The following is a 20,670-nucleotide window of genomic DNA, read 5'->3' on the forward strand; positions in this document are numbered from 1 at the left end:
GCCATGATGCCCGCAGGGCCTGTGCGCGGGCCATCAGGCACGGCCGCCGGGGCCCGGTACTGTCGGCGGCGATGGACAAGACCTTGATCGTGACCAACGACTTCCCGCCCCGCCCGGGAGGCATCCAGGCGTTCCTGCACAACATGGCGCTGCGGCTCGACCCCGGCCGGGTCGTCGTCTACGCCTCCACCTGGAAGCGCGGGGCCGAGGGCGCGGCCGCCACCGCCGCCTTCGACGCCGAGCAGCCCTTCACCGTCGTCCGCGACCGTACGACGATGCTGCTGCCCACCCCGCGGGTGACCCGGCGCGCCACGGAGCTGCTGCGCGCGCACGGCTGCTCGTCCGTCTGGTTCGGCGCCGCCGCCCCGCTCGGCCTGATGGGCCCGGCGCTGCGCGAGGCGGGCGCCCGGCGGCTCGTCGCCACGACGCACGGCCACGAGGCGGCCTGGGCGCAGCTGCCCGCGTCCCGGCAGCTGCTGCGCCGGATCGGCGAGGGCACCGACACGCTGACCTACCTCGGCGAGTACACCCGCTCCCGGATCGCCGCCGCGCTGAGCCCGGACGCCGCCCGCCGCATGGTGCGGCTGCCCCCCGGGGTGGACGAGAAGACGTTCCGCCCGGACTCCGGCGGCGACGAGGTCCGGGCCCGGCTCGGGCTCACCGAACGGCCCGTCGTGGTCTGCGTGTCCCGGCTGGTGCCCCGCAAGGGCCAGGACACCCTGATCCTCGCGATGCCCGCGATCCTGGCCGCCCAGCCGGACGCGGTCCTGCTGATCGTGGGCGGCGGGCCCTACGAGGACGACCTGCGGGGGCTCGCCGCGCGCACCGGCGTCGCGGACTCCGTGCGGTTCACCGGGCCGGTGCCCTGGTCCGAGCTGCCCGCGCACTACGGGGCCGGGGACGTCTTCGCGATGCCCTGCCGGACCCGGCGCGGCGGCCTCGACGTGGAGGGCCTGGGCATCGTCTACCTGGAGGCGTCCGCGACCGGGCTGCCGGTGGTGGCCGGTGACTCCGGCGGCGCCCCGGACGCGGTGCTGGACGGCGAGACCGGCTGGGTGGTGCGCGGCGGCGAGCCCGGCGAGGCGGCGGAGCGGATCACCGCGCTGCTGGGCGACGCGGAGCTGCGGCGGCGCATGGGGGAGCGGGGCCGGGCCTGGGTCGAGGAGAAGTGGCGCTGGGACCTGCTCGCGGACCGGCTGCGCGAACTGCTCTGATACGACGACGAGGGGGCCCGCACCACACCGGTGCGAGCTCCCTAGGGGGTGTCTTGCCGATCATGGCCGGGTCCGCGGCCTGACCGACCCTGATCGGCAAGACACCCCCTAGTCCACGTACGTCTCACGAGCGGTAGATCGACTCCACCTCGTCCGCGAAGTCCTTCGCCACGACGTTCCGCTTCAGCTTCAGCGAGGGCGTGATGTGGCCCGCCTCCTCGGTGAACTGGGCGCCCAGGATGCGGAACTTGCGAACGGACTCGGCCTTGGAGACCGCCGCGTTGCCGTCGTCCACCGCGCGCTGCACCTCGGCGATCAGCTCCGGGTCGCCGCGCAGCGACAGCGCGGTCGAGCCGGCGGGCTTGCCGTGCTCCTCGGCCCAGTGGCCCAGGAACTCCTCGTCCAGCGTCACCAGCGCGCCCACGAAGGGCCGCCCGTCGCCGACCACCATGCACTCCGCGACCAGGGCGTGGCCCCGGATGCGGTCCTCGATGACGGCGGGCGCGACGTTCTTGCCGCCGGCCGTGACGATGATCTCCTTCTTGCGGCCGGTGATCGCGAGGTAGCCGTCCTCGTCCAGCGTGCCGATGTCCCCGGTGTGGAACCAGCCGTCCGCCAGCGCCTCGGCCGTCGCCGCCTCGTTGTTCCAGTAGCCGGAGAACAGGTGCTCGCCGTGGAGCAGCACCTCGCCGTCGTCCGCGATGCGCACCACGGAACCGGGGAGCGGCTGGCCGACCGTGCCGATCTTCTGCCGGTCCCACGGGTTGAAGGCGGTGGCCGCGCAGGACTCGGTCAGGCCGTAGCCCTCCAGGACGGTGAAGCCGATGCCCCGGTAGAAGTGGCCCAGGCGCTCGCCGAGCGGTGCGCCGCCGGAGATCGCGTGCTCGCCGCGCCCGCCGAGCACCGCGCGCAGCTTGCCGTAGACCAGGCGGTCGAAGACCTTGTGCCGGAACTTCAGGCCCATGGAGGGGCCCTGCGGGGTGCCCAGCGCGCGGCTGTACGCGATGGCCGTGTCGGCGGCCCTGTCGAAGATCTTGCCCTTGCCGTCGGCCTGCGCCTTGGCGCGCGCCGCGTTGTAGACCTTCTCGAAGACGCGCGGCACGCCGAGGATCAGCGTCGGGCGGAACGCGGCCAGCTCGTCGGTGAGGTTCTTGATGTCCGGGACGCAGCCGAGCTTGATCGGTGCCATCACCGAGGCGACCTCCACCAGCCGTCCGAAGACGTGCGCGGCGGGCAGGAACAGCAGGACCGAGCACTCGCCGGTACGGAAGAGGGGTTTGAGGCGTTCCACCACGTTGCCGCACTCCGCGAAGAAGCTGCGGTGCGTCAGCACGCAGCCCTTCGGGCGGCCCGTGGTGCCCGAGGTGTAGACGATGGTGGCGGGGTCGTCCGCCCGGGCCGCCGCGCTGCGCAGGTCCACGGTCTCCTCGGAGACCCCTTCGCCCTCGGCGCGGAGCGTGTCGACGGCGCCCTTCTCGATCTGCCAGACGTGGCGCAGCCCGGGGAGCCGGTCGCGCACGGAGGCGACGGCGGCGGCGTGGACGTCGCTCTCGACCAGGACCGCGACGGCCCCCGAGTCACCGAGGATCCACTGCACCTGCTCGGGCGAGCTGGTCTCGTACACCGGCACGGTCACCGCGCCGGCGCTCCAGATCGCGAAGTCCAGCAGCACCCACTCGTAGCGGGTGCGGGACATCAGGGCGACCCGGTCGCCGGGCTCGACGCCCGCCGCGATCAGGCCCTTGGCGGCCGACCGGACCTCGGCCAGGAACCGCGTGGCGGTGACGTCCGTCCAGACGCCCGCCACTTTGCGGCTCATCACCGCGACATCGGGATGCTGAGCGGCATTGCGGCGGATGAGATCCGTCAGGTTGCCGTCCGAGGGGACCTCGTACAGGGCCGGAAGGCTGAACTCGCGCAAGACTGCTGCTCCTCATCGGGCTCCGGTGCCACGGCTCTGTGTGACGCACCGGCGCGGTCCAAGATGGCGGGTGCTCAGTGGGGTGAGCACGACTGGACTGCCCGGACGTTACCCACCAGTACTCGGTTCCGGATAGGGGGTCCCGGCCAGATGTCTTATGCGTCACACATATCGGGACGTCCTTTCGCGCACAGTAGTCCACCCGTACACGCACCAGGAAGTAACCGCAGGTCCGGGGCCTCTGCGCAGGCCCTAGGCTGTTTTCATGCGAGCAGGAGCGAACACCCGCGTCCATGTGGTCAGCGACGTGCACGGCAACACCGAGGCGCTGGCCCGCGCCGGGGACGGTGCCGACGCCCTGATCTGCCTCGGTGACCTGGTCCTCTTCCTCGACTACGCCGACCACTCGCGCGGCATCTTCCCCGACCTCTTCGGCGTCGAGAACGCCGACCGGATCGTCGCCCTGCGCACGGCCCGCCGCTTCGAGGAGGCCCGCGCCTTCGGCCGGGGCCTGTGGCAGGGCATGGACCGCAACGCCGCGATCACCGAAGCGGTCCGCCGGCAGTACGCCGAGATGTTCGCCGCGCTGCCCACCCCGACGTACGCCACCTACGGCAACGTCGACATCCCCGCCCTGTGGCCCGAGTACGCCACCCCCGGCACCACCGTCCTGGACGGCGAGCGCGTCGAGATCGGCGGCCGCGTCTTCGGCTTCGTCGGCGGCGGCCTGCGCACGCCGATGCGCACTCCGTACGAGATCGACGACGAGGAGTACGCCGCCAAGATCGAGGCGGTCGGCGAGGTGGACGTGCTCTGCACCCACATCCCGCCCGAGGTGCCCGAGTTGGTCTACGACACCGTGGCGCGTCGCTTCGAGCGCGGCAGCCGGGCCCTGCTCGACGCCATCAGGCGCACCCGCCCCCGCTACTCCCTCTTCGGCCACGTCCACCAGCCGCTGGCCCGCCGGATGCGGATCGGCGCCACCGAGTGTGTGAACGTCGGCCACTTCGCCTCCACCGGCCGGCCCTGGGCACTGGAGTGGTGAACCGCCCCACCCTGGGACGGGTCGCCGGGCGCACGCGATAGCCTTCTGGCGGCAGGCTCCTGCCGACGGACCGGTACACCGCACTGGAGGGCCACAGCGATGGCTGAACACACCAGCTCGAGCATCACGATCGAGGCGGCGCCGGCCGACGTCATGGGTGTGATCGCCGACTTCGAGCGCTATCCGGAGTGGACCGGCGAGGTCAAGGAGGCCGAGATCCTCGGCACCGACGAGCACGGCCGCGCCGAGAAGGTCCGCCTCGTCCTGGACGCCGGCGCGATCAAGGACGACCACACCCTCGCCTACACCTGGATCGGCGACTACGAGGTCAGCTGGACCCTGGTCAAGTCCCAGATGCTCCGCGCCATCGACGGCTCCTACGCGCTCGCCCCCCTCGGCGACGGCGACCGCACCGAGGTCACCTACCGGCTGACCGTCGACGTCAAGATCCCCATGCTCGGCATGATCAAGCGCAAGGCGGAGAAGGTCATCATCGACCGTGCCCTCGCCGGCCTGAAGAAGCGCGTCGAGTCCGTCCCGAAGGGCTGAGCACGTGCGTACGGTCCTGGTCACCGGACCCGGCGGAGCCGGCCGTACGATCGTCGCGGCGGCCACCGCGCTCGCCTCGGCCCGCGACGGCGCCCGCACCCTGCTGATCTCCGCCGACCCGATACCCGGCTTCCCCGACGCCACCGCCCCCACCCCGGTCACCGCCGGGCTGCGGTCCGTCCGGATCGACTCCGCCGCCCACTTCCGCGGCGAACTCCTGGCCCTCCAGGAGCAGTTGTCGTCCGTCCTCGACCTGCTCGGCGGCAACCGGCTGGACGGCGAGGAGCTGACCGAACTTCCCGGCAGCGGCGAACTCGCCCTGCTCCACGCCCTGCGCCGGGCCGCCCACGGCGACTGGTCCGCCGAGACGTACGACCTCCTCGTGGTGGACCTCCCGCCCCTGCTCGACGCCCTCCGTCTGCTCGCCCTCCCCGAACAGCTGCGCCGCTACCTGCGCCGGCTGCTGCCCCAGGAGCGCCAGGCCGCCCGCGCCCTGCGCCCGATGCTCGCCCAGCTGGCCGGTGTGCCCATGCCCGCCCCGTGGCTGTACGAGGCCGCCGCCCGGCACGACGCCGAACTGGCCCAGGTACAGGCGCTGATCGAGGACCGGGCCACCACCCTCCGCCTCGTCGCCGAGCCGGGCCCGGCCGCCGACGAGGCCCTGCGCGCCGCCCGCACCGGCCTCGCCCTGCACGGCCTGCGCGCCGAGGCGCCGGTCGCCAACCGGATGCTGCCCGGCCACTCCCCTGACCCGTTCTTCGCCGCGCTCGCCGCCCAGCAGGAGAAGTCCCTCGGGCGCTGGGCGGACGAGGGCGCGGCCCCGGTCCGGATCGCCCACCTCGGCCGCGACCCGCAGGACCCCGACGACCTCCTGTCCCTGGCCGGCGCGGACGGTGAGGAGGGCTCGCTCGCCGTGTCCGGCACCGGCGAGGTGGGCGGCCGGGCCCCGGACCCCTGGTGGACCGAGGAGGCCGGCGGGCCGGACGGCGACGGGATACTCGTCTGGTGCCTGCGGCTCCCCGGCGCCGTCAAGAAGGACCTCCAGCTCGTCCGGCGCGGCGGCGAACTCCTGCTGACCGTCGGCCCGTTCCACCGCATCGTCCCCCTGGAACCCGCCCTGCGCCGCTGCACCGTCTCCGGCGCGGCCCTCACCGACGGGGTGCTCCGGGTCCGCTTCACGCCCGATCCCGCGCTCTGGCCCCGGACGGGCTGAACGGCCCACCAGCGTTCGGGTACCGTCGAAGGTACGTGTCCGGTATGCCGGGCCGCCCGGCCACGATGCCCCAGGAGTCCGCCATGAGCGAAGCCACCGATCGCCCCGCCGACGACAACGCCTGGGCCGACGCGTGCGCCGAGGACCTCGCCGCCGAGCAGGCCCGCCGCCGCGCCGCCTACGGCCCGCCGCCCGGCTCCGCCGCCGAGGAGCTGCGCAAGCTGATGGACGCGGTGTCCGACAAGCTCGGCTCGTTCCAGGCGCCGCTTCTCGGACTGGCCGCGCAGGGTGCCGTGCAGCAGGTCATCCAGCAGGCCAAGGCGGCCGTGGAGCCCGTGATCGAGCGCAATCCGGACGTTTTCGATCACATCGCGGCGGCCGGTAACGAACTCCTCGCCGCCTACCGCTCTGCGGTCCAGGGCCAGGAAGGCCGCTGGACCCGGGGGGCGGGGGACCCCGCGGGCACCGAAAAGAAGGTGGAAGACCCCGAAGGCCCCCGGGACGAGGGGTCCGGCGCCGGCGAACACATCGACCTCGACTGACCGGCGCCGGACAGGACGGGGCCCGGCCTCGGGTACGGTTGCCTCAGCGGGGCTCGACCGGAACTGAGGGATTCATGGGACTCACCATCGGCGTCGATATCGGCGGCACGAAGATCGCAGCTGGAGTGGTCGACGAAGAGGGCCACATCCTCTCGACCTTCAAGGTGCCGACCCCGCCGACGGCCGAAGCCATCGTGGACGCGATCGCGGCGGCGGTCTCCGGCGCGAGCGCCGGGCACCAGGTCGACGCCGTCGGCATCGGCGCGGCCGGATATGTGGACGACAAGCGGGCCACCGTGCTGTTCGCACCCAACATCAACTGGCGCCACGAGCCGCTCAAGGACAAGGTCGAGCAGCGCGTCGGCCTCCCTGTCGTCGTGGAGAACGACGCCAACGCCGCCGCCTGGGGCGAATACCGCTTCGGTGCCGGCCAGGGCCACGACGACGTCATCTGCATCACGCTGGGCACGGGCCTCGGCGGCGGCATCATCATCGGCAACAAGCTGCGCCGCGGACGCTTCGGCGTGGCCGCCGAGTTCGGCCACATCCGGGTCGTCCCGGACGGTCTGCTCTGCGGCTGCGGCAGCCAGGGCTGCTGGGAGCAGTACGCCTCCGGCCGCGCCCTCGTGCGGTACGCGAAGCAGCGCGCCAACGCCACCCCGGAGAACGCCCCGATCCTGCTGGCGCTCGGTGACGGCACGGTCGACGGTATCGAGGGCAAGCACATCAGCGAGGCGGCCCGCCAGGGCTGCCCGGTGGCCATCGACTCGTTCCGCGAGCTGGCCCGCTGGGCCGGTGCCGGACTCGCCGACCTGGCCTCGCTGTTCGACCCGTCGGCCTTCATCGTCGGCGGCGGCGTCTCGGACGAGGGCGAGCTCGTCCTCGACCCGATCCGCAAGTCGTTCCGGCGCTGGCTGATCGGCGGCGAATGGCGCCCGCACGCGCAGGTGCTCGCCGCCCAACTCGGCGGCAAGGCAGGACTCGTGGGCGCCGCGGACCTGGCCCGCCAGGGCTGAGCCCGACCCGCACGACCAATCGCCGGACGCCCGTCGCGCCCCCTGGGGGAGCGACGGGCGTCCGCCGTATCGTGAGGGGCATGGCCACGATGTCGCTGCCCGATTCGTGCACCGAGCCGGACGGTTCGGCCGTCATCCGCGTGCTCAGCTACAACATCCGCTCGATGCGCGACGACCGCGCGGCCCTCGCCCGGGTCATCCGCGCCTGCGCCCCCGATCTGGTCCTCGTCCAGGAGGCGCCGCGCTTCTTCCGCTGGCGCAAGTACGCCGCCCGGCTCGCCGCCGCCACCGACCTGGTGGTCCTGGGCGGGGGCGCCACCGCCGCCGGGCCGCTGCTGCTGTGCTCGCTGCGCGCCACGGTCGAGCGCACCGAGGACATCCTGCTGCCCCGCACCCCGGGCCACCACCGCCGGGGCTTCGCCACCGCCGTGGTCCGGTTCGCGGGCACCCGGGTCGGCGTGGTCAGCTGCCACCTGAGCCTTCAGCGGCAGGAGCGGCTGGCCCAGGCGGAGCGGCTGGCGGAGACCGTGGACGCGCTGGGCGTGGCGCACGCCGTCGTCGCCGGTGACCTCAACGACGTACCGAGCGGGCGGGCCTTCCGGCGGCTGGCCGGTCGCTACCAGGACTGCTGGGAGACCAAGGCGCAGGGTGGCGAGTACACCTTCCCCGCGCACGAGCCGCGCCGCCGCATCGACGCCGTCTTCGCCACCGGCGGCATCGAGGTCCTCGGCTGCGGGGTCCCGGACGGGCTGCCCGGCGTGCGCGAGGCCGACCTGCGGGCCGCGACCGACCACCGCCCGGTACTGGCCGCGCTGCGGGTGCCCGCCGACAGGACCTAGACCACCGCGCCCCGGCCCGGGTCGTCGTCGTCCTCGTCGGAGTCCATCCGCGCCACCAGCGTCACGAAACCGCCCAGGAACCCGCCGACGCAGACCGTCGTCAGCCACCAGGTCATCTCCCAGGACAGCAGCACCGCGAGCAGCATCAGCACCGGCCCGCCGACCACCGCGAGCCAGGCGAACTTCGCCGTGGCGTCGGCCTCCGGCAGCGGCGGCGGCTCCGGCGGCACGAAGTGCCCCTCGTCGTCGTCCCCGCCGCCCGTGCCGGGCGCGTCGGGGTCGGCCGGCTCGAAGTCGCGCGGGCCCACGCCCGGCGCGAAGACCACGGAGCCACCGAGCGGCTTGTCCTCCGCCGGCTTCGGCTTGGGCGGCCGCTTGCCGAGCCCCTTGTCCGAGGCCGGGGCGGTCAGCGGACCGTCGTCCGGCAGCGCCAGATCCTCGATCGACCGGAAGGGCCGCGCACCCGGCGGGTCCGGCGGCTCGTCCCCGTAACCCTCCACGATGGCCCGCCAGACGGCTTCCTCGTCCAGCGGTCCGTCCCCCGCACCGGCCGGTGCGTCGGGTGCCGCGCCCTTTCCGTCGTCGTCGGCGACGGCCGCCCCCTCCACGGGGACCGGCTCGCGCTCCTCCTCGCTGCCCGCGCGTTCCGCGTCGTGCTCAGCCACCGGACGTGCTCCCCTTCTTCCCGCCCTGATCCTTCTCGCTCGGAGCGAGGCGGCCGATGAACACAAGACTCTCGTCGAAGATCCGCTTCGCATCATGGTCCAACGTCGCCACGTGGTAGCTCTGTTCCAGCAGGATCTCCCGGACGTCCGTCGAGGAGACGCGGCTCAGGATGCGGGCCGTGTCGGCGGGCGGCACGACATGGTCCTGCGGGCTGTGCAGCAGCAGGAGCGGCTGGGTGACCTGGGGCAGCTCGCCGTCGACCAGCCGGAAGAACCTGCGCACCGAATGCGCCGCGTGCAGCGGCACCCGGTCGTAGCCCACCTCCGCGACGCCCTCCAGGGCGATGTCGCTGACCAGGCCCTTCGTCGTCGGCACCAGATGGCGGACCACCGGCAGCGCGTGCGCCGCGAGGCCGTGCACCTTGTTGGCCGGATTGACGAGCACCAGACCGCTGACCGCGTCCCCGTGCTTCGCGGCCAGCCGCAGCGCCAGCGCACCGCCCATCGAGAGCCCGAAGACGAACACCCGCTCGCAGCGCTCCAGCAGCCCGCGGAGCTCCCGGTCCACCTCCGCGTACCAGTCCTGCCAGCCGGTCACCTGCATGTCCTGCCAGCGCGTGCCGTGCCCGGGGAGCAGCGGCAGCGAGACCGTGAGGCCCCGCTCGGCCAGATACTCGGCCCAGGGGCGCAGCGACTGCGGGGAACCGGTGAATCCGTGACAGAGGAGGACGCCGACCTCTCCGCCCTCGTGGCGGAACGGCTCGGCTCCGGGAAGGACCGGCACCGGGGTCTCCTGTTCATGAGGCTCGCGGGGGAGCGAGCGGGGAGCGGAAGGGAGGTTCGGAAGGATGTACGGGATACGCGAGGATTACTTCACCGTACGCGACCGGGCCGACACCGACCAGGGCCGTCACCGCCCGGGCCGCGTGCACCCTTCCGCGCCGGGCGGGAGGAAGGGGGACGCGGCGGGTTAAGGTCTGTCGGACAGCACACAGGAGGCATCCGAGTTGATCTACGGCGCTATGAAGTTCTCCATCGGCGGGTCGCTGAAGCTCGCCTTCAGGCCGTGGGTGGAGGGCCTGGAGAACATCCCCGCGCGCGGGCCCGCGATCCTCGCCAGCAACCACCTGTCGTTCTCCGACTCCTTCTTCCTGCCGGCCGTCCTGGACCGGAAGGTGACCTTCATCGCGAAGGCCGAGTACTTCACCGCGCCCGGCGTGAAGGGCAAGCTCACCGCCGCGTTCTTCAAGGGCGTCGGACAGCTCCCCGTCGACCGCTCCGGCGCGCGCGGCGCCGGTGAGGCGGCGATCCGGGCGGGCATCCAGGTCGTGGAGAGCGGCGGCCTCTTCGGTATCTACCCCGAGGGCACCCGGTCGCCCGACGGCCGGCTCTACCGGGGCAAGCCCGGCGGTCTGGCCCGCGTCGCGCTGGCCACCGGGGCGCCGGTCATCCCCGTCGCGATGATCGACACGGAGAAGATCCAGCCGCCCGGCCAGGTGATGCCCAAGCTGATGCGCCCCGGCATCCGGATCGGCAAGCCGCTCGACTTCAGCCGCTACCACGGCATGGACGGCGACCGCTTCATCCTGCGCTCGGTCACCGACGAGGTGATGTACGAGATCATGAAGCTCTCGGGCCAGGAGTACGTCGACATCTACGCGACCGCCGCCAAGCGGCAGATCGCCGACGAGGCCAAGCGCCGGTCCGAGGCCGCGAAGAAGACGGACGGCGACGGCGCCGGCGCCTGAGCGGCGCGGCGGTCGGGGGACGGGGGAGAACCGCATGGTCAAACGCGTACGCGTGGTCCGGATGTCGGTGGAGCAGCCGCTGTGGCGCGCCCTGACGGCGTACCGCGTGCTGACGATGCTCTACGCGGTCCTGCTCGCCGCCTTCGCCCGGCACGACTACGAGCGGCCCTGGATAGCGATCACCTTCCTGTCGCTGATGGGCGTCTGGACGCTCGCCACCCTGCCGAAGGTGGGCAGTGCGGCCGCCTGCACCAAGCGCTTCCTGGGCGCGGACCTGGCCATCGCCCTCATCGGGATCGTGGTCACCCCGCTCGCCGACTTCCAGGCGCAGCACGTCGACGGGCCGACCCTGCCGTCCATCTGGACCGCCGGTTCCGTCCTGGCCTTCGCGATCAAGGGCGGCTGGCGCTGGGCGGGCTTCGCCTCCAGCCTGGTCGCCGTCGCCAACCTCATCGAGCGCGGCGAGCCCAGCCGAGACACCCTGCACAACGTGATGCTGGTCTGGGTCGCCTCCATCGCCATCGGTTACGTGGTGGAGGTCGCCCGGGCCAGCGAGCGCACCCTCGCCCGCGCCCTGGAGATCGAGGCCGCCACCCGCGAACGCGAACGCCTCGCCCGGGACATCCACGACGGCGTGCTCCAGGTCCTCGCGATGGTCCAGCGGCGCGGCGCCGCGCTCGGCGGCGAGGCTGCGGAGCTCGGCCGGATGGCCGGGGAGCAGGAGGTCGCCCTGCGCACCCTGGTCTCCAGCGGCCTCGTGCCGCCCACCCGGCTCTCCGAGGACGCCTCCGAGGGCGCCGTCGTCCGGACCGTCGAGACGGACGACGACGAACCGGGCGCCGGGGACGGCGGCGAGACCGACCTGCGCACGCTGCTCGCCCGGCACGCCGGCTCCCGGACCAGCTTCGCGGAGCCCGGCGCCCCGGTGCCGCTGCCGTCCGCCGCGGCGGCGGAGCTGGCGGCCGCGGTCGGCGCCGCCCTGGACAATGTCCGGGTGCACGCGGGCGAGGGTGCCCAGGCGTGGATCCTGCTGGAGGACTGGCCGGACGAGGTCATCGTCACGGTCCGGGACGACGGGCCCGGCATCCCCGAGGGGCGGCTCGCGCAGGCCGAGGGGGAGGGGCGGCTCGGGGTCGCCCTGTCGATCCGCGGCCGGCTGCGCGATCTGGGCGGTACGGCAGAGCTGATCTCGGTTCCCGGCCAGGGCACCGAGGTCGAATTGAAGGTTCCTAAGGTTTCACGGGGGAAGGCGGGGTCGGTCCGATGAGCGCGACACACGAAGAGGGCACCGGGCAGCGGGCGATCAGGGTGATGGTGGTGGACGACCACCCGATGTGGCGCGACGCCGTGGCCCGCGACCTCGCCGAGGCCGGCTTCGACGTGGTGGCCACCGCCGGCGACGGGCCCCAGGCCGTACGCCGGGCCGGCGCCGTCACCCCGGACGTCCTGGTCCTCGACCTCAACCTGCCCGGCATGCCCGGCGTGCAGGTCTGCAAGGAGCTCGTCGGCAGCCGGCCCGGACTGCGGGTCCTCGTGCTCTCCGCCAGCGGCGAGCACGCCGACGTCCTGGAGGCGGTCAAGTCCGGCGCCACCGGCTACCTGATGAAGTCGGCGAGCACCCAGGAGCTGACCGAGGCGGTCCGCCGCACCGCCGCCGGCGACGCGGTCTTCACCCCGGGCCTGGCCGGCCTGGTCCTCGGCGAGTACCGCAGGCTCGCCTCGGAGCCCGCGCCGGCCGCGTCCAACGAGCCCAAGGCCCCCGAGCTGACCGACCGGGAGACCGAGGTGCTGCGGCTCGTGGCCAAGGGGCTCTCGTACAAGCAGATCGCGGAACGGCTCGTCATCTCGCACCGGACCGTGCAGAACCACGTCCAGAACACCCTGGGCAAGCTCCAGCTGCACAACCGGGTCGAGCTGGTGCGGTACGCCATAGAGCGCGGGCTCGACGACGCTTAGGGCCTGTCGTTCGGATCAGGCCCTGAGCGGCGGGGCGGGGTACGCCACCGTATATTCGCGATGACCGGCCCGCCCAGCACGCAGACAGGGAGACGTCGTGGAGATCCTGGCCTTCGGAGTGCAGTCCGACGAGAAGCCGCTGATCGAGAAGGCGTTCGCCGGGAAGCACGAAGTCCGCTGCCTGGACGTCTTCCTGAACCGGGACACCGCCCCCATCGCGGCGGGCTACGAGGCCGTCTCCACCAGCGTCAACTGCGACCTGGGCGGTGCGGTCCTGCAGACCCTCGCGGCCGGCGGCACCCAGCTGGTCGCCCAGCGCTCCACCGGCTTCAACAACATCGACCTGGACGTCGCCGAGCGCCTGGCCCTGCGCGTCGCCCGGGTCTCGTACTACTCGCCCTACTCCGTCGCGGAGTTCGCCTGGACCCTCGCCATGGCGGTCAACCGCCGGGTGATCCGGGCCGCGAGCCGCACCCGCGACTTCGACTTCCGGCTCGACGGGCTCCTCGGCCGCGACATGCACGGCCGCACGGTGGGCGTCATCGGCACCGGCAAGATCGGCGAGGCGTTCACCCGGATCGCCCACGGCTTCGGCATGAAGCTGCTCGGCTGGGACGTCGCCGAGAACCCGGCCTGCGCCGAGCTGGGCATGCGGTACGTCGACAAGGAGCGGCTGCTCGCCGAATCCGACCTGGTCAGCCTGCACGTGCCGCTGCTCCCCTCGACGCACCACCTCATCGACAAGGACGCCCTCGCCCTGATGAAGGACGACGCGATCCTCGTCAACTCCAGCCGGGGCGGCCTCATCGACACCTCGGCCCTGGTCGGCGAGCTGCGCGCGGGCCGCTTCCTCGGCGTCGGACTCGACGTGTACGAGGCGGAGGCCGGGCTGTTCTTCCTGGACAAGTCCCTGGAGGGCGTGGACGACGACACCCTGGCCCGGCTCGTCACCTTCCCGAATGTCATCGTCACCTCGCACCAGGCGTACTACACCGAGGACGCGGTCGGCCAGATCATCGACGCCACCGTCGAGAACGTCGGCGACTACCTGGCCGGCCGCCACAGCGACAACGTCCTGGTCCCGGCCCGCCCCGGGACCTGACCCCGAGGCCCGGGGAAGCGTCTCAGCCGCGCACCGGCAGCCCCGCCAGCAGCTCGGACACGATCGCCGCACCGCGCAGCGTCAGCACCGACTCCGGGTGGAACTGCACCGAGGCGAACCCGGCCCCGCGCAGCGCGTGCAGCTCCCCGGACGCCTCGTCCCGGCTCGCCTCGATGCCGTGCGCGGTCAGCTCCGCCGCCCCGGAGTCGTCGCAGCGCGCGGTGAAGCTGTTGTAGAAGCCGACCGTCTCGGGCCGCCCGAACAGGTCGATACGGGTCTGCGCCCCCTGGTACGGCACCGCCTTGCGGACGATCTCCAGGCCCAGTTCGGCCGCGATCAGCTCATGGCCCAGGCACACCCCGAGCAGCCCGTGCCGGTGGTCCCGGACCAGCTCGGCGGCCAGCGCGCGAAGCAGCCGCATCTTCGGGTCGGCCGCGTCCGCCGGATTCCCCGGGCCGGGGCCGAGCACCACGGGCCCCTCGTGCGCCCGCACCGCATCCCGCAGCCCCGGCTCGTCGTAGCGGCGCACGGTGACGTCGAGCCCCGAGGCGCGCAGCAGGTGCCCGAGCATCGCGGTGAACGTGTCCTCGCCGTCCACCACCAGGGCGTGGCCGACGCGGTCGGCGGCGCGCTCCTGCATCCGCAGCCAGAACGGGGCGAGCCCGTCCCGCCGGGCGTCCAGGGCCGCCCGCACCCGGGGGTCGTCGGCCAGCCGGGGCCGCTCCCGCTCCGCCCCGGGGCGGGCCGGGCGCACGCCGAGGGCGGCGAGGACGCCTGCCGCCTTGGCGTGGGTCTCGGCGACCTCGCTCTCCGGGTCGGAGTGGCGCACCAGGGTCGCCCCGACCGGCACCCGCAGCGTGCCGTCCGCGTCGATGTCGGCGGTCCGGATCAGGATCGGCGAGTCCAGGCTCTGGGTCCCGTCGGGCTCCCGGCGCAGCAGGGCCAGCGCGCCCGCGTAGTAACCGCGCCCGCCGTCCTCGTACCGCTCGATGACACGGCAGGCGTTCTGCACGGGGGAGCCGGTGACGGTCGCCGCGAACATGGTCTCCTTCAGCACCTCCCGTACATCCAGTGAGGAGCGTCCGCGCAACTCGTACTCGGTGTGCGCGAGATGGGCCATCTCCTTGAGGCGCGGGCCGATCACCACACCGCCCATGTCGCCGACGGTGCACATCATCTTCAGCTCCTCGTCCACCACCATGGAGAGCTCCTCGGTCTCCTTGCGGTCCCCGAGGAAGGCGAGCAGGCTCTCGGGGGTGGGCCCCTCGGCGGGATAGCGGTAGGTGCCGCTGATCGGGTTCATCACGACGGTCCCGCCGGACATGCGTACGTGCACCTCGGGGCTGGCGCCGACCAGCACGCGATCCCCGGTGTGCACGACGAACGTCCAGTACGCGCCCCGCTCGCCCGCCAGCAGCCGCCGGAACAGGGCCAGCGCGTCCGCCCGGCCGAAGCCGTCGATCCGGCCCCGGAACGTCCGCCGGATGACGAAGTTCGCACCCTCGCCCCGGCCGATCTCGTCCTCGATCACCCGCCGCACGGTGCCGGCGTACTCCTCGTCGCTGACGTCGAACGCCCCGTCGTCCACCCGGACTTCGTGGCGGGGGAGCGCGTCCAGCGCCTCGTCCAGGGACATCGTGTACGTCTCGTCCGCGACCAGGACCGACAGCGGTGTGCCGTCGTCGCGTACGTCGAAACCGCGCTCCGCGATCTGCCGGAACGGCACGAGCGCCAGCGACGGGAGGTCGCCGACGGGGATGTCGGCGAGCCGGTCCGCCTCGTGCACCCGGCCGATCAGCACCTCGACGGTGTCGTGGTCGTGGCCGGGGGTGCGGCGGCGCAGCAGGGCGAACGGCGGGCAGTCGTCGCGCAGGAGTCGGTCGAAGCTCATGGGTCGGTTCCTTCCAGGGAATCAGCTGGGAGGAACGGCCCGTGGACACGGAAAAGGCCGCCCCTCGGGCGGCCTCTGCGTCAGTGTGTACGCGCGATCAGCGGGCCGCCGGATGAGCGGTCCACCACCAGTTACGGGTCGAGTGCGCGAACATGCCCCGTACCCTAGCCCACGCCGGACGGCGGCGGGGCCCTTTCCCACCGGCCGGGTGGGAAAGGGCCCCGCGCGCACGAGACGTCCGGTCGGCTAGAACAGGGTGTCGTAGATCTGCCAGCCGTCCCCGACCTGCGACTTCGTCGCGAACGGGGCCGTCACCTTGCCGGTGGAGTGGTAGAACCAGAAGTCTCCGGCCGAGTCCACGCCGACCAGGTCGCCCCGGCCGTCACGGTCCAGGTCGCTCGGGCCGAGCAGCAGCTTGTACTTGCCCCAGCCCGAACCGATCTTCACCCGCGCGTCGTACGGCTTGGTGGCCGAGCCGGTGCCCGTGTAGATCCACAGGACCCCGGACTTGTCCCGGGCCACGAAGTCCGCCTTGCCGTCGCCGTTCAGGTCGCCGGTGGAGACGATCTGGTCGTAGATCTGCCAGCCGTACCCGATCTTCGCCTTGGGCTCGAAGGGCTTCGCCGGGGCACCCGTGCCCTTGTAGAAGTAGATGTCGCCGGCGCTGTTCCGGGCGATCATGTCGGCCTTGCCGTCACCGTCGAGGTCGCGCATGCCGTTGAGGCTGCTGTACTGGTTCCAGCCGCTGCCGACCTTGAGCCGGGCCAGGTACAGCTTGTCCGGGTTGCCGCTGCCCCGGTAGTACCAGAGGACGCCGTCCTTGTCGCGGGCCACGAAGTCGCCCGTACCGTCGGCGCGCAGCGCGGTCATCGCGGTCAACGCCGTGTAGCTGCCCCAGCCGTAGCCCGCCTGGTAGCGGCGGTAGTACGGGGAGGAGGCGCTGCCGGTGCCCTGGTACTGCCAGATCTTGCCGGCACTGTCGCGGCCGATCATGTTGTAGCGGTCGGTGGCGGCGTCGGGGGCGGTGCTGGCCGCCTCCTGGACGTCACTGGCCTTCACCCAGGCGATGCGGTGGTTGTAGCGGATCGGGGTGTAGACCGTGGTGCCCACGACCCGGATCTGCGAGGAGCCGAAGTAGTCGTCGCCCTGGACGTCCGCCCCGGCCCGTACGTACGCCTGGCCGGCGGGCAGCTTGTACTTCGTGAGGTAGTCCGGGTTGTCCGTCGGGGCCTCGGCGCCCGTGCCCTCGTACGCCGAAGCCTCGGGGAAGGAACGGCCGTACAGCCGGGCGGTGGCCCCGCTCTTCAGCTTGATCACGGCCGGGGCCGGACCGTCGACGCGCGAGGTGAACTGGCCGCCGGGGTTGGAGAACCACGCCTTCTGACCGCCGTACCAGATGGCGGTCCAGTCGGCCTTCGCCTCGGCGACGACGTACTTGCCGCCGGCGACGACCTTGTTGCCCCAGTTCGGGCCGTCGGTGGCCTTCACGTTCGGCATGTACGGGTCGACGATCTTCGACGCGGATGTGGAGGCCGAGGTGTACAGGTAGCCGAAGTTCGCCGGCTGCTTGGCGACCGTGCTGCCGCCGTACGTCAGTTCCGGCTGGTTGGCCGTGGTGAAGGGGGGTACGACCCGGACCACCTGACCGGCCTTGACCGGGCCGCCCGCGCCCTCGGCGCCGGTCGGGGCGCCCATCAGCGCCATGTAGTGGTTCCAGTCCCAGAACGGGCCCGCGTCCCAGTGCATGCCGGCGACGCTGGAGGGCCCGGAGTCCAGGGTGCCGGGCACCTCGTCGTGGCCGATGATGTGCTCACGGTCCAGCGGGACGCCGTACTTGCCGGCCAGGAACTTCACCAGGGCGGCGGAGGACTCGTACTGCGGCTCCGTGTACCACTTGCCCGCCTTGATCGCGTAGCCCTCGTGCTCCACGCCGATCGAGTGCATGTTGAGCGACCAGTTGCCCGCGTGCCACGCCAGGTTCTTGTTCTCGACCATCTGGGTGACCAGACCGTCCGAGGCGCGGATCACGTAGTGGGCGCTCGCGCCCTGTGACGGGTCCCGGAAGGTGTCCAGCGCGGCCTGGTAGCCGCCCTCGGTGTCGTGGATGACGATCTGGCGGATGTCGTAACCGCCCGCGGGGCGGTTGGCGAGGCTGTAGTTCCGGGTGCCGCTCTTCGGGTCCTCGGCCGGGACGAAGTTGCAGTTCAGGCCGGAGGGGCACTCGGGCGTAGGCGTCGCGGCCGTGCTCGCGGGCGTCGCGGCGAGCGAGAGCTTCGACGGCTTGACCGGGGCGACGGACGGGTCGGCGGGAAGCGTGACCTGCTGACCGTCCGCCGTGACCTCGCGCTCGCCGGTCCTGACCGACTCGAAGACCCGCTTGGCGAAGAGGTCGGCACCCTTCGTGTCCGGGGCCTGGCTGTACCTGGCCACGGCCGCGTACCAGCGGCCCGGCTCCTTCGGCAGCGAGCCGGTCGCGTCCCGCTGGTACTCCGCCAGCAGCGCGGCGCCCGCGCGGATGGACTGCTCCGTGCTGTCCTTCACCGCCTCCGTGCCGGCGTCGATCAGCTTCGCGGCCTCGTCCAGCGTGTGCAGCCGGGGGTCGCTGGTGTCGACGGTCTCCTTCGGGAGCGAGCGCTTCGCCTTCTCGGCGTCGAACTTCTTCTCGATCTCGGGGCTGCCGCTCAGGTTGACGTGCGCGAGGCCGTCCTCGTCACCGGGCCGGGCGACATCCTGCGGGGTCACCCGCGTGAGCCCCATGACGTTGTACGCCCCGCTCGTGCTCGGCTCGCCGTCGTGGCTCTCCCAGCGCGTCTGCCGGTACGAGACCGCCATCAGCACGCTCCGGGGCACGTCGAACTCACGGGCCGCGTCCTCGAACTGGGCCTGGAGCACGGCGGACGGCGAGGCGGGCTCGGCGTTCCCCGGGTCCGGGTCCTGCGAGGCCATGGCCAGGGTGCCGATCGTCGCGGTCGCGACCACGGCGGCGCCGACGCCGATCAGCAGCCGTCTCTTCTTGAGATCCCTCCGGTGATTCCGCTTCAAGTCCCCACCCTCGATGTTTACTTGGCCAACGTTGTGCAACGCTGAAAGTCGTGAGGCTAGCAGGCCGCCGGGCCCGCCCCGGCACCGACCGTGGCGAGACGTCCGTCTCAGTGACTGGGCAACCGGGAAGGGGAGCGGGCGCGACCCCGTAATGTGGACGCCGTGACCGTGAACGCCAATACCTCCGTCGCCGGTGGCAACACCTGGCGAGACCTTCCCGCGGCGCAGCAGCCCGAGTACCCCGACTCCGAGGCCCTGCGCGATGTACTCGCGGACCTCGCGTCGTATCCGCCGCTCGTCTTCGCGGGCGAGTGCGACCAGCTGCGTGCCCGTCTGGGAGCCGTCGCCAAGGGCGAGGCGTTCCTCTTGCAGGGCGGAGACTGCGCCGAGGCATTCGACGCCGTGTCGGCCGAGCACATCCGCGCCAAGCTGAAGACGCTGCTCCAGATGAGCGCCGTCCTCACCTACGCGGCCTCCGTGCCCGTCGTCAAGGTCGGCCGGATCGCCGGCCAGTACTCCAAGCCGCGCTCCAAGCCGACCGAGACCCGCGACGGCGTGACCCTGCCGACCTACCGGGGCGACTCCGTCAACGGCTTCGCCTTCACCGAGGCCGAGCGCGTCCCCGACCCCGAGCGCCTGAAGCGGATGTACCACGCGTCCGCCTCCACGCTGAACCTCGTGCGCGCCTTCACCACCGGCGGTTACGCCGACCTGCGCCAGGTGCACGCGTGGAACCAGGACTTCGTGAAGTCGTCCCCGTCCGGCCAGCGCTACGAGGCCCTGGCCCGCGAGATCGACAACGCGCTGAACTTCATGAAGGCGTGCGGCACCGACCCCGCCGAGTTCAAGGCCGTCGAGTTCTACGCCTCGCACGAGGCCCTGCTGCTGGACTACGAGACGGCGCTGACCCGCACCGACTCGCGCACCGGCCACCTGTACGACACCTCGGGCCACATGGTGTGGATCGGTGAGCGCACCCGCCAGATGGACGGGGCGCACATCGAGTTCGCCGCCCGGGTCCGCAACCCGATCGGGATCAAGCTCGGCCCGACGACCACCGTGGACGAGGCCCTGGGCTACATCGAGCGCCTCGACCCCGAGCGCGAGCCCGGCCGGCTGACCTTCATCGTCCGGATGGGCGCCGACAAGGTCCGCGACAAGCTGCCCGAGCTGGTCGAGAAGGTCACCGCCTCCGGTGCCACCGTCGCCTGGGTGACCGACCCGATGCACGGCAACACCTTCGAGGCGGCCTCCGGCCACAAGACGCGCCGCTTCGACGACGTCCTGGACGAGGTCAAGGGCTTCTTCGAGGTGCACAAGGGCCTCGGCACGCACCCCGGCGGCATCCACGTCGAGCTGACCGGCGACGACGTCACCGAGTGCGTCGGCGGCGGCCACGAGATCTTCGTGGACGACCTCCACCAGCGCTACGAGACGGCCTGCGACCCCCGGCTCAACCGCAGCCAGTCGCTCGACCTGGCCTTCCTCGTCGCCGAGATGTACCGCGACCAGTAAGGGCCGCGGCAGGCGGCACCGTACGACTGTGGGGCACGGATCGATGTGATCCGTGCCCCACAGGGCGTTCACGGGCTTTTGCCACCCGGGCGCGACAGGTAAGGTTAGGTTAGCCTCACCGATCATCGGGGCGGCGCCCACGACCCGTCCCCGCCCGGGAGGTGAACCGCATGTACGTCTGCTCGTGCTTCGGCGTTACGGAGCAGCAGGTCAAGGACCATGCGGCGGCCGGGGCCTGCACGCCCCGCCAGATCGCCTCCGCCTCCAAGGCCGGCACGGACTGCGGCGGCTGCGTCCGCACCATCCAGGCGATGCTCGGCCGGGGCGCCTGCCCGCGCCGCGAGCTCCTGGAGCAGAAGCAGACGCCCGCCACCGCTCCGGTGGAAGGGCTCCCCGAAGCCGCCTGAGCGCG

At 72.4% G+C, this 20,670-nt stretch carries 19 protein-coding genes; 13 read left to right on the top strand and 6 right to left on the bottom strand.

Annotated elements, in window-relative coordinates:
- Positions 1–71 precede the first annotated feature (71 nt).
- Positions 72–1,214, top strand: coding sequence for a glycosyltransferase family 4 protein (locus OG867_RS24295; RefSeq protein ID WP_328899799.1), 1,143 nt, complete (start codon positions 72–74; stop codon positions 1,212–1,214).
- 124 nt (positions 1,215–1,338) lie between these two features.
- On the opposite strand, the gene OG867_RS24300 is transcribed toward OG867_RS24295, so the two are convergent.
- Complete coding sequence (locus tag OG867_RS24300; RefSeq protein WP_406288432.1) at positions 1,339–3,135, bottom strand: AMP-dependent synthetase/ligase; 1,797 nt, start codon at positions 3,133–3,135, stop codon at positions 1,339–1,341.
- 265 nt (positions 3,136–3,400) lie between these two features.
- Here OG867_RS24300 and OG867_RS24305 point away from each other — a divergent pair, with 265 nt between their 5' ends.
- From OG867_RS24305 to OG867_RS24330, 6 genes are all read left to right on the top strand, one after another.
- Positions 3,401–4,180, top strand: coding sequence for a metallophosphoesterase (locus OG867_RS24305; protein ID WP_406288434.1), 780 nt, complete (start codon positions 3,401–3,403; stop codon positions 4,178–4,180).
- A 99-nt stretch (positions 4,181–4,279) separates the two neighbouring features.
- Positions 4,280–4,729, top strand: coding sequence for an SRPBCC family protein (locus OG867_RS24310; protein ID WP_406288437.1), 450 nt, complete (start codon positions 4,280–4,282; stop codon positions 4,727–4,729).
- 4 nt (positions 4,730–4,733) lie between these two features.
- The gene (locus OG867_RS24315; protein WP_406288439.1) at positions 4,734–5,942 is read left to right on the top strand and encodes an ArsA-related P-loop ATPase; all 1,209 of its coding nucleotides are present in this window, start codon (positions 4,734–4,736) and stop codon (positions 5,940–5,942) included.
- 83 nt (positions 5,943–6,025) lie between these two features.
- Complete coding sequence (locus tag OG867_RS24320) at positions 6,026–6,484, top strand: DUF5304 domain-containing protein (RefSeq protein ID WP_328899794.1); 459 nt, start codon at positions 6,026–6,028, stop codon at positions 6,482–6,484.
- Between the two features lie 74 nt (positions 6,485–6,558).
- On the top strand, positions 6,559–7,500 hold the full coding sequence (locus OG867_RS24325; protein ID WP_328899793.1) for an ROK family glucokinase: 942 nt from the start codon (positions 6,559–6,561) through the stop codon (positions 7,498–7,500).
- Positions 7,501–7,580: 80 nt separating this feature from the next.
- Positions 7,581–8,339 (top strand): endonuclease/exonuclease/phosphatase family protein, encoded by a 759-nt coding sequence (locus OG867_RS24330; protein ID WP_406288443.1) that lies wholly within the window; start codon positions 7,581–7,583, stop codon positions 8,337–8,339.
- Here the strand turns inward: OG867_RS24330 and OG867_RS24335 are convergent.
- Positions 8,336–9,004: a hypothetical protein gene (locus tag OG867_RS24335; RefSeq protein WP_328899791.1), complete on the bottom strand. Its 669-nt coding sequence runs from the start codon at positions 9,002–9,004 to the stop codon at positions 8,336–8,338. The two genes, OG867_RS24330 and OG867_RS24335, sit on opposite strands and share 4 nt — an antisense overlap.
- A complete protein-coding gene (locus tag OG867_RS24340) occupies positions 8,997–9,788 on the bottom strand; it encodes an alpha/beta hydrolase (RefSeq protein ID WP_406288446.1) in 792 nt (263 codons plus the stop codon). Before OG867_RS24340 ends, OG867_RS24335 begins: the two co-directional genes overlap by 8 nt.
- Positions 9,789–10,011: 223 nt before the next feature.
- Here OG867_RS24340 and OG867_RS24345 point away from each other — a divergent pair, with 223 nt between their 5' ends.
- The 4 genes from OG867_RS24345 to OG867_RS24360 all read left to right on the top strand — a co-directional run bounded on the left by OG867_RS24345 (position 10,012) and on the right by OG867_RS24360 (position 13,810).
- A complete protein-coding gene (locus tag OG867_RS24345) occupies positions 10,012–10,752 on the top strand; it encodes a lysophospholipid acyltransferase family protein (protein ID WP_406288449.1) in 741 nt (246 codons plus the stop codon).
- A gap of 34 nt (positions 10,753–10,786) precedes the next feature.
- On the top strand, positions 10,787–12,019 hold the full coding sequence (gene macS, locus OG867_RS24350) for a MacS family sensor histidine kinase (protein WP_406288451.1): 1,233 nt from the start codon (positions 10,787–10,789) through the stop codon (positions 12,017–12,019).
- A complete protein-coding gene (locus tag OG867_RS24355; protein WP_328899788.1) occupies positions 12,016–12,708 on the top strand; it encodes a response regulator transcription factor in 693 nt (230 codons plus the stop codon). The genes macS and OG867_RS24355 overlap by 4 nt, the downstream gene beginning before the upstream one ends.
- Before the next feature lie 97 nt (positions 12,709–12,805).
- The gene (locus OG867_RS24360) at positions 12,806–13,810 is read left to right on the top strand and encodes a 2-hydroxyacid dehydrogenase (RefSeq protein WP_406288453.1); all 1,005 of its coding nucleotides are present in this window, start codon (positions 12,806–12,808) and stop codon (positions 13,808–13,810) included.
- A 22-nt stretch (positions 13,811–13,832) separates the two neighbouring features.
- Here the strand turns inward: OG867_RS24360 and OG867_RS24365 are convergent, their stop codons facing one another.
- The 3 genes from OG867_RS24365 to OG867_RS24375 form a co-directional block, all read right to left on the bottom strand.
- Positions 13,833–15,701 carry an anthranilate synthase family protein gene (locus tag OG867_RS24365; RefSeq protein WP_406288456.1) on the bottom strand — a complete coding sequence of 623 codons (1,869 nt, stop codon included), beginning with the start codon at positions 15,699–15,701 and terminating at the stop codon, positions 13,833–13,835.
- A gap of 97 nt (positions 15,702–15,798) precedes the next feature.
- Positions 15,799–15,855: a trp operon leader peptide gene (locus tag OG867_RS24370; RefSeq protein ID WP_073968448.1), complete on the bottom strand. Its 57-nt coding sequence runs from the start codon at positions 15,853–15,855 to the stop codon at positions 15,799–15,801.
- Positions 15,856–15,947: 92 nt separating this feature from the next.
- Positions 15,948–18,743: an N-acetylmuramoyl-L-alanine amidase gene (locus OG867_RS24375; protein ID WP_406288458.1), complete on the bottom strand. Its 2,796-nt coding sequence runs from the start codon at positions 18,741–18,743 to the stop codon at positions 15,948–15,950.
- A 168-nt stretch (positions 18,744–18,911) separates the two neighbouring features.
- Between OG867_RS24375 and OG867_RS24380 the strand changes: the two genes are divergently transcribed.
- Positions 18,912–20,258, top strand: a complete 1,347-nt coding sequence (locus OG867_RS24380; RefSeq protein WP_328904294.1) for a class II 3-deoxy-7-phosphoheptulonate synthase — start codon at positions 18,912–18,914, stop codon at positions 20,256–20,258.
- A 170-nt stretch (positions 20,259–20,428) separates the two neighbouring features.
- Positions 20,429–20,665, top strand: a complete 237-nt coding sequence (locus OG867_RS24385) for a (2Fe-2S)-binding protein (RefSeq protein WP_328899784.1) — start codon at positions 20,429–20,431, stop codon at positions 20,663–20,665.
- Positions 20,666–20,670: the final 5 nt, after the last annotated feature.

Origin of the sequence: Streptomyces sp. NBC_00209 (assembly GCF_045206345.1) — a bacterium.
In the GTDB taxonomy this organism is placed as follows: Bacteria; Actinomycetota; Actinomycetes; order Streptomycetales; family Streptomycetaceae; genus Streptomyces.

Coding starts and splice junctions, on each gene's coding strand:
- OG867_RS24385 (WP_328899784.1), top strand. CDS start 20,429: ATGTACGTCTGCTCGTGCTTCGGCGTTACGGAGCAGCAGGTCAAGGAC.
- OG867_RS24320 (WP_328899794.1), top strand. CDS start 6,026: ATGAGCGAAGCCACCGATCGCCCCGCCGACGACAACGCCTGGGCCGAC.
- OG867_RS24305 (WP_406288434.1), top strand. CDS start 3,401: ATGCGAGCAGGAGCGAACACCCGCGTCCATGTGGTCAGCGACGTGCAC.
- OG867_RS24330 (WP_406288443.1), top strand. CDS start 7,581: ATGGCCACGATGTCGCTGCCCGATTCGTGCACCGAGCCGGACGGTTCG.
- macS (WP_406288451.1), top strand. CDS start 10,787: ATGGTCAAACGCGTACGCGTGGTCCGGATGTCGGTGGAGCAGCCGCTG.
- OG867_RS24325 (WP_328899793.1), top strand. CDS start 6,559: ATGGGACTCACCATCGGCGTCGATATCGGCGGCACGAAGATCGCAGCT.
- OG867_RS24355 (WP_328899788.1), top strand. CDS start 12,016: ATGAGCGCGACACACGAAGAGGGCACCGGGCAGCGGGCGATCAGGGTG.
- OG867_RS24365 (WP_406288456.1), bottom strand. CDS start 15,701: ATGAGCTTCGACCGACTCCTGCGCGACGACTGCCCGCCGTTCGCCCTG.
- OG867_RS24295 (WP_328899799.1), top strand. CDS start 72: ATGGACAAGACCTTGATCGTGACCAACGACTTCCCGCCCCGCCCGGGA.
- OG867_RS24310 (WP_406288437.1), top strand. CDS start 4,280: ATGGCTGAACACACCAGCTCGAGCATCACGATCGAGGCGGCGCCGGCC.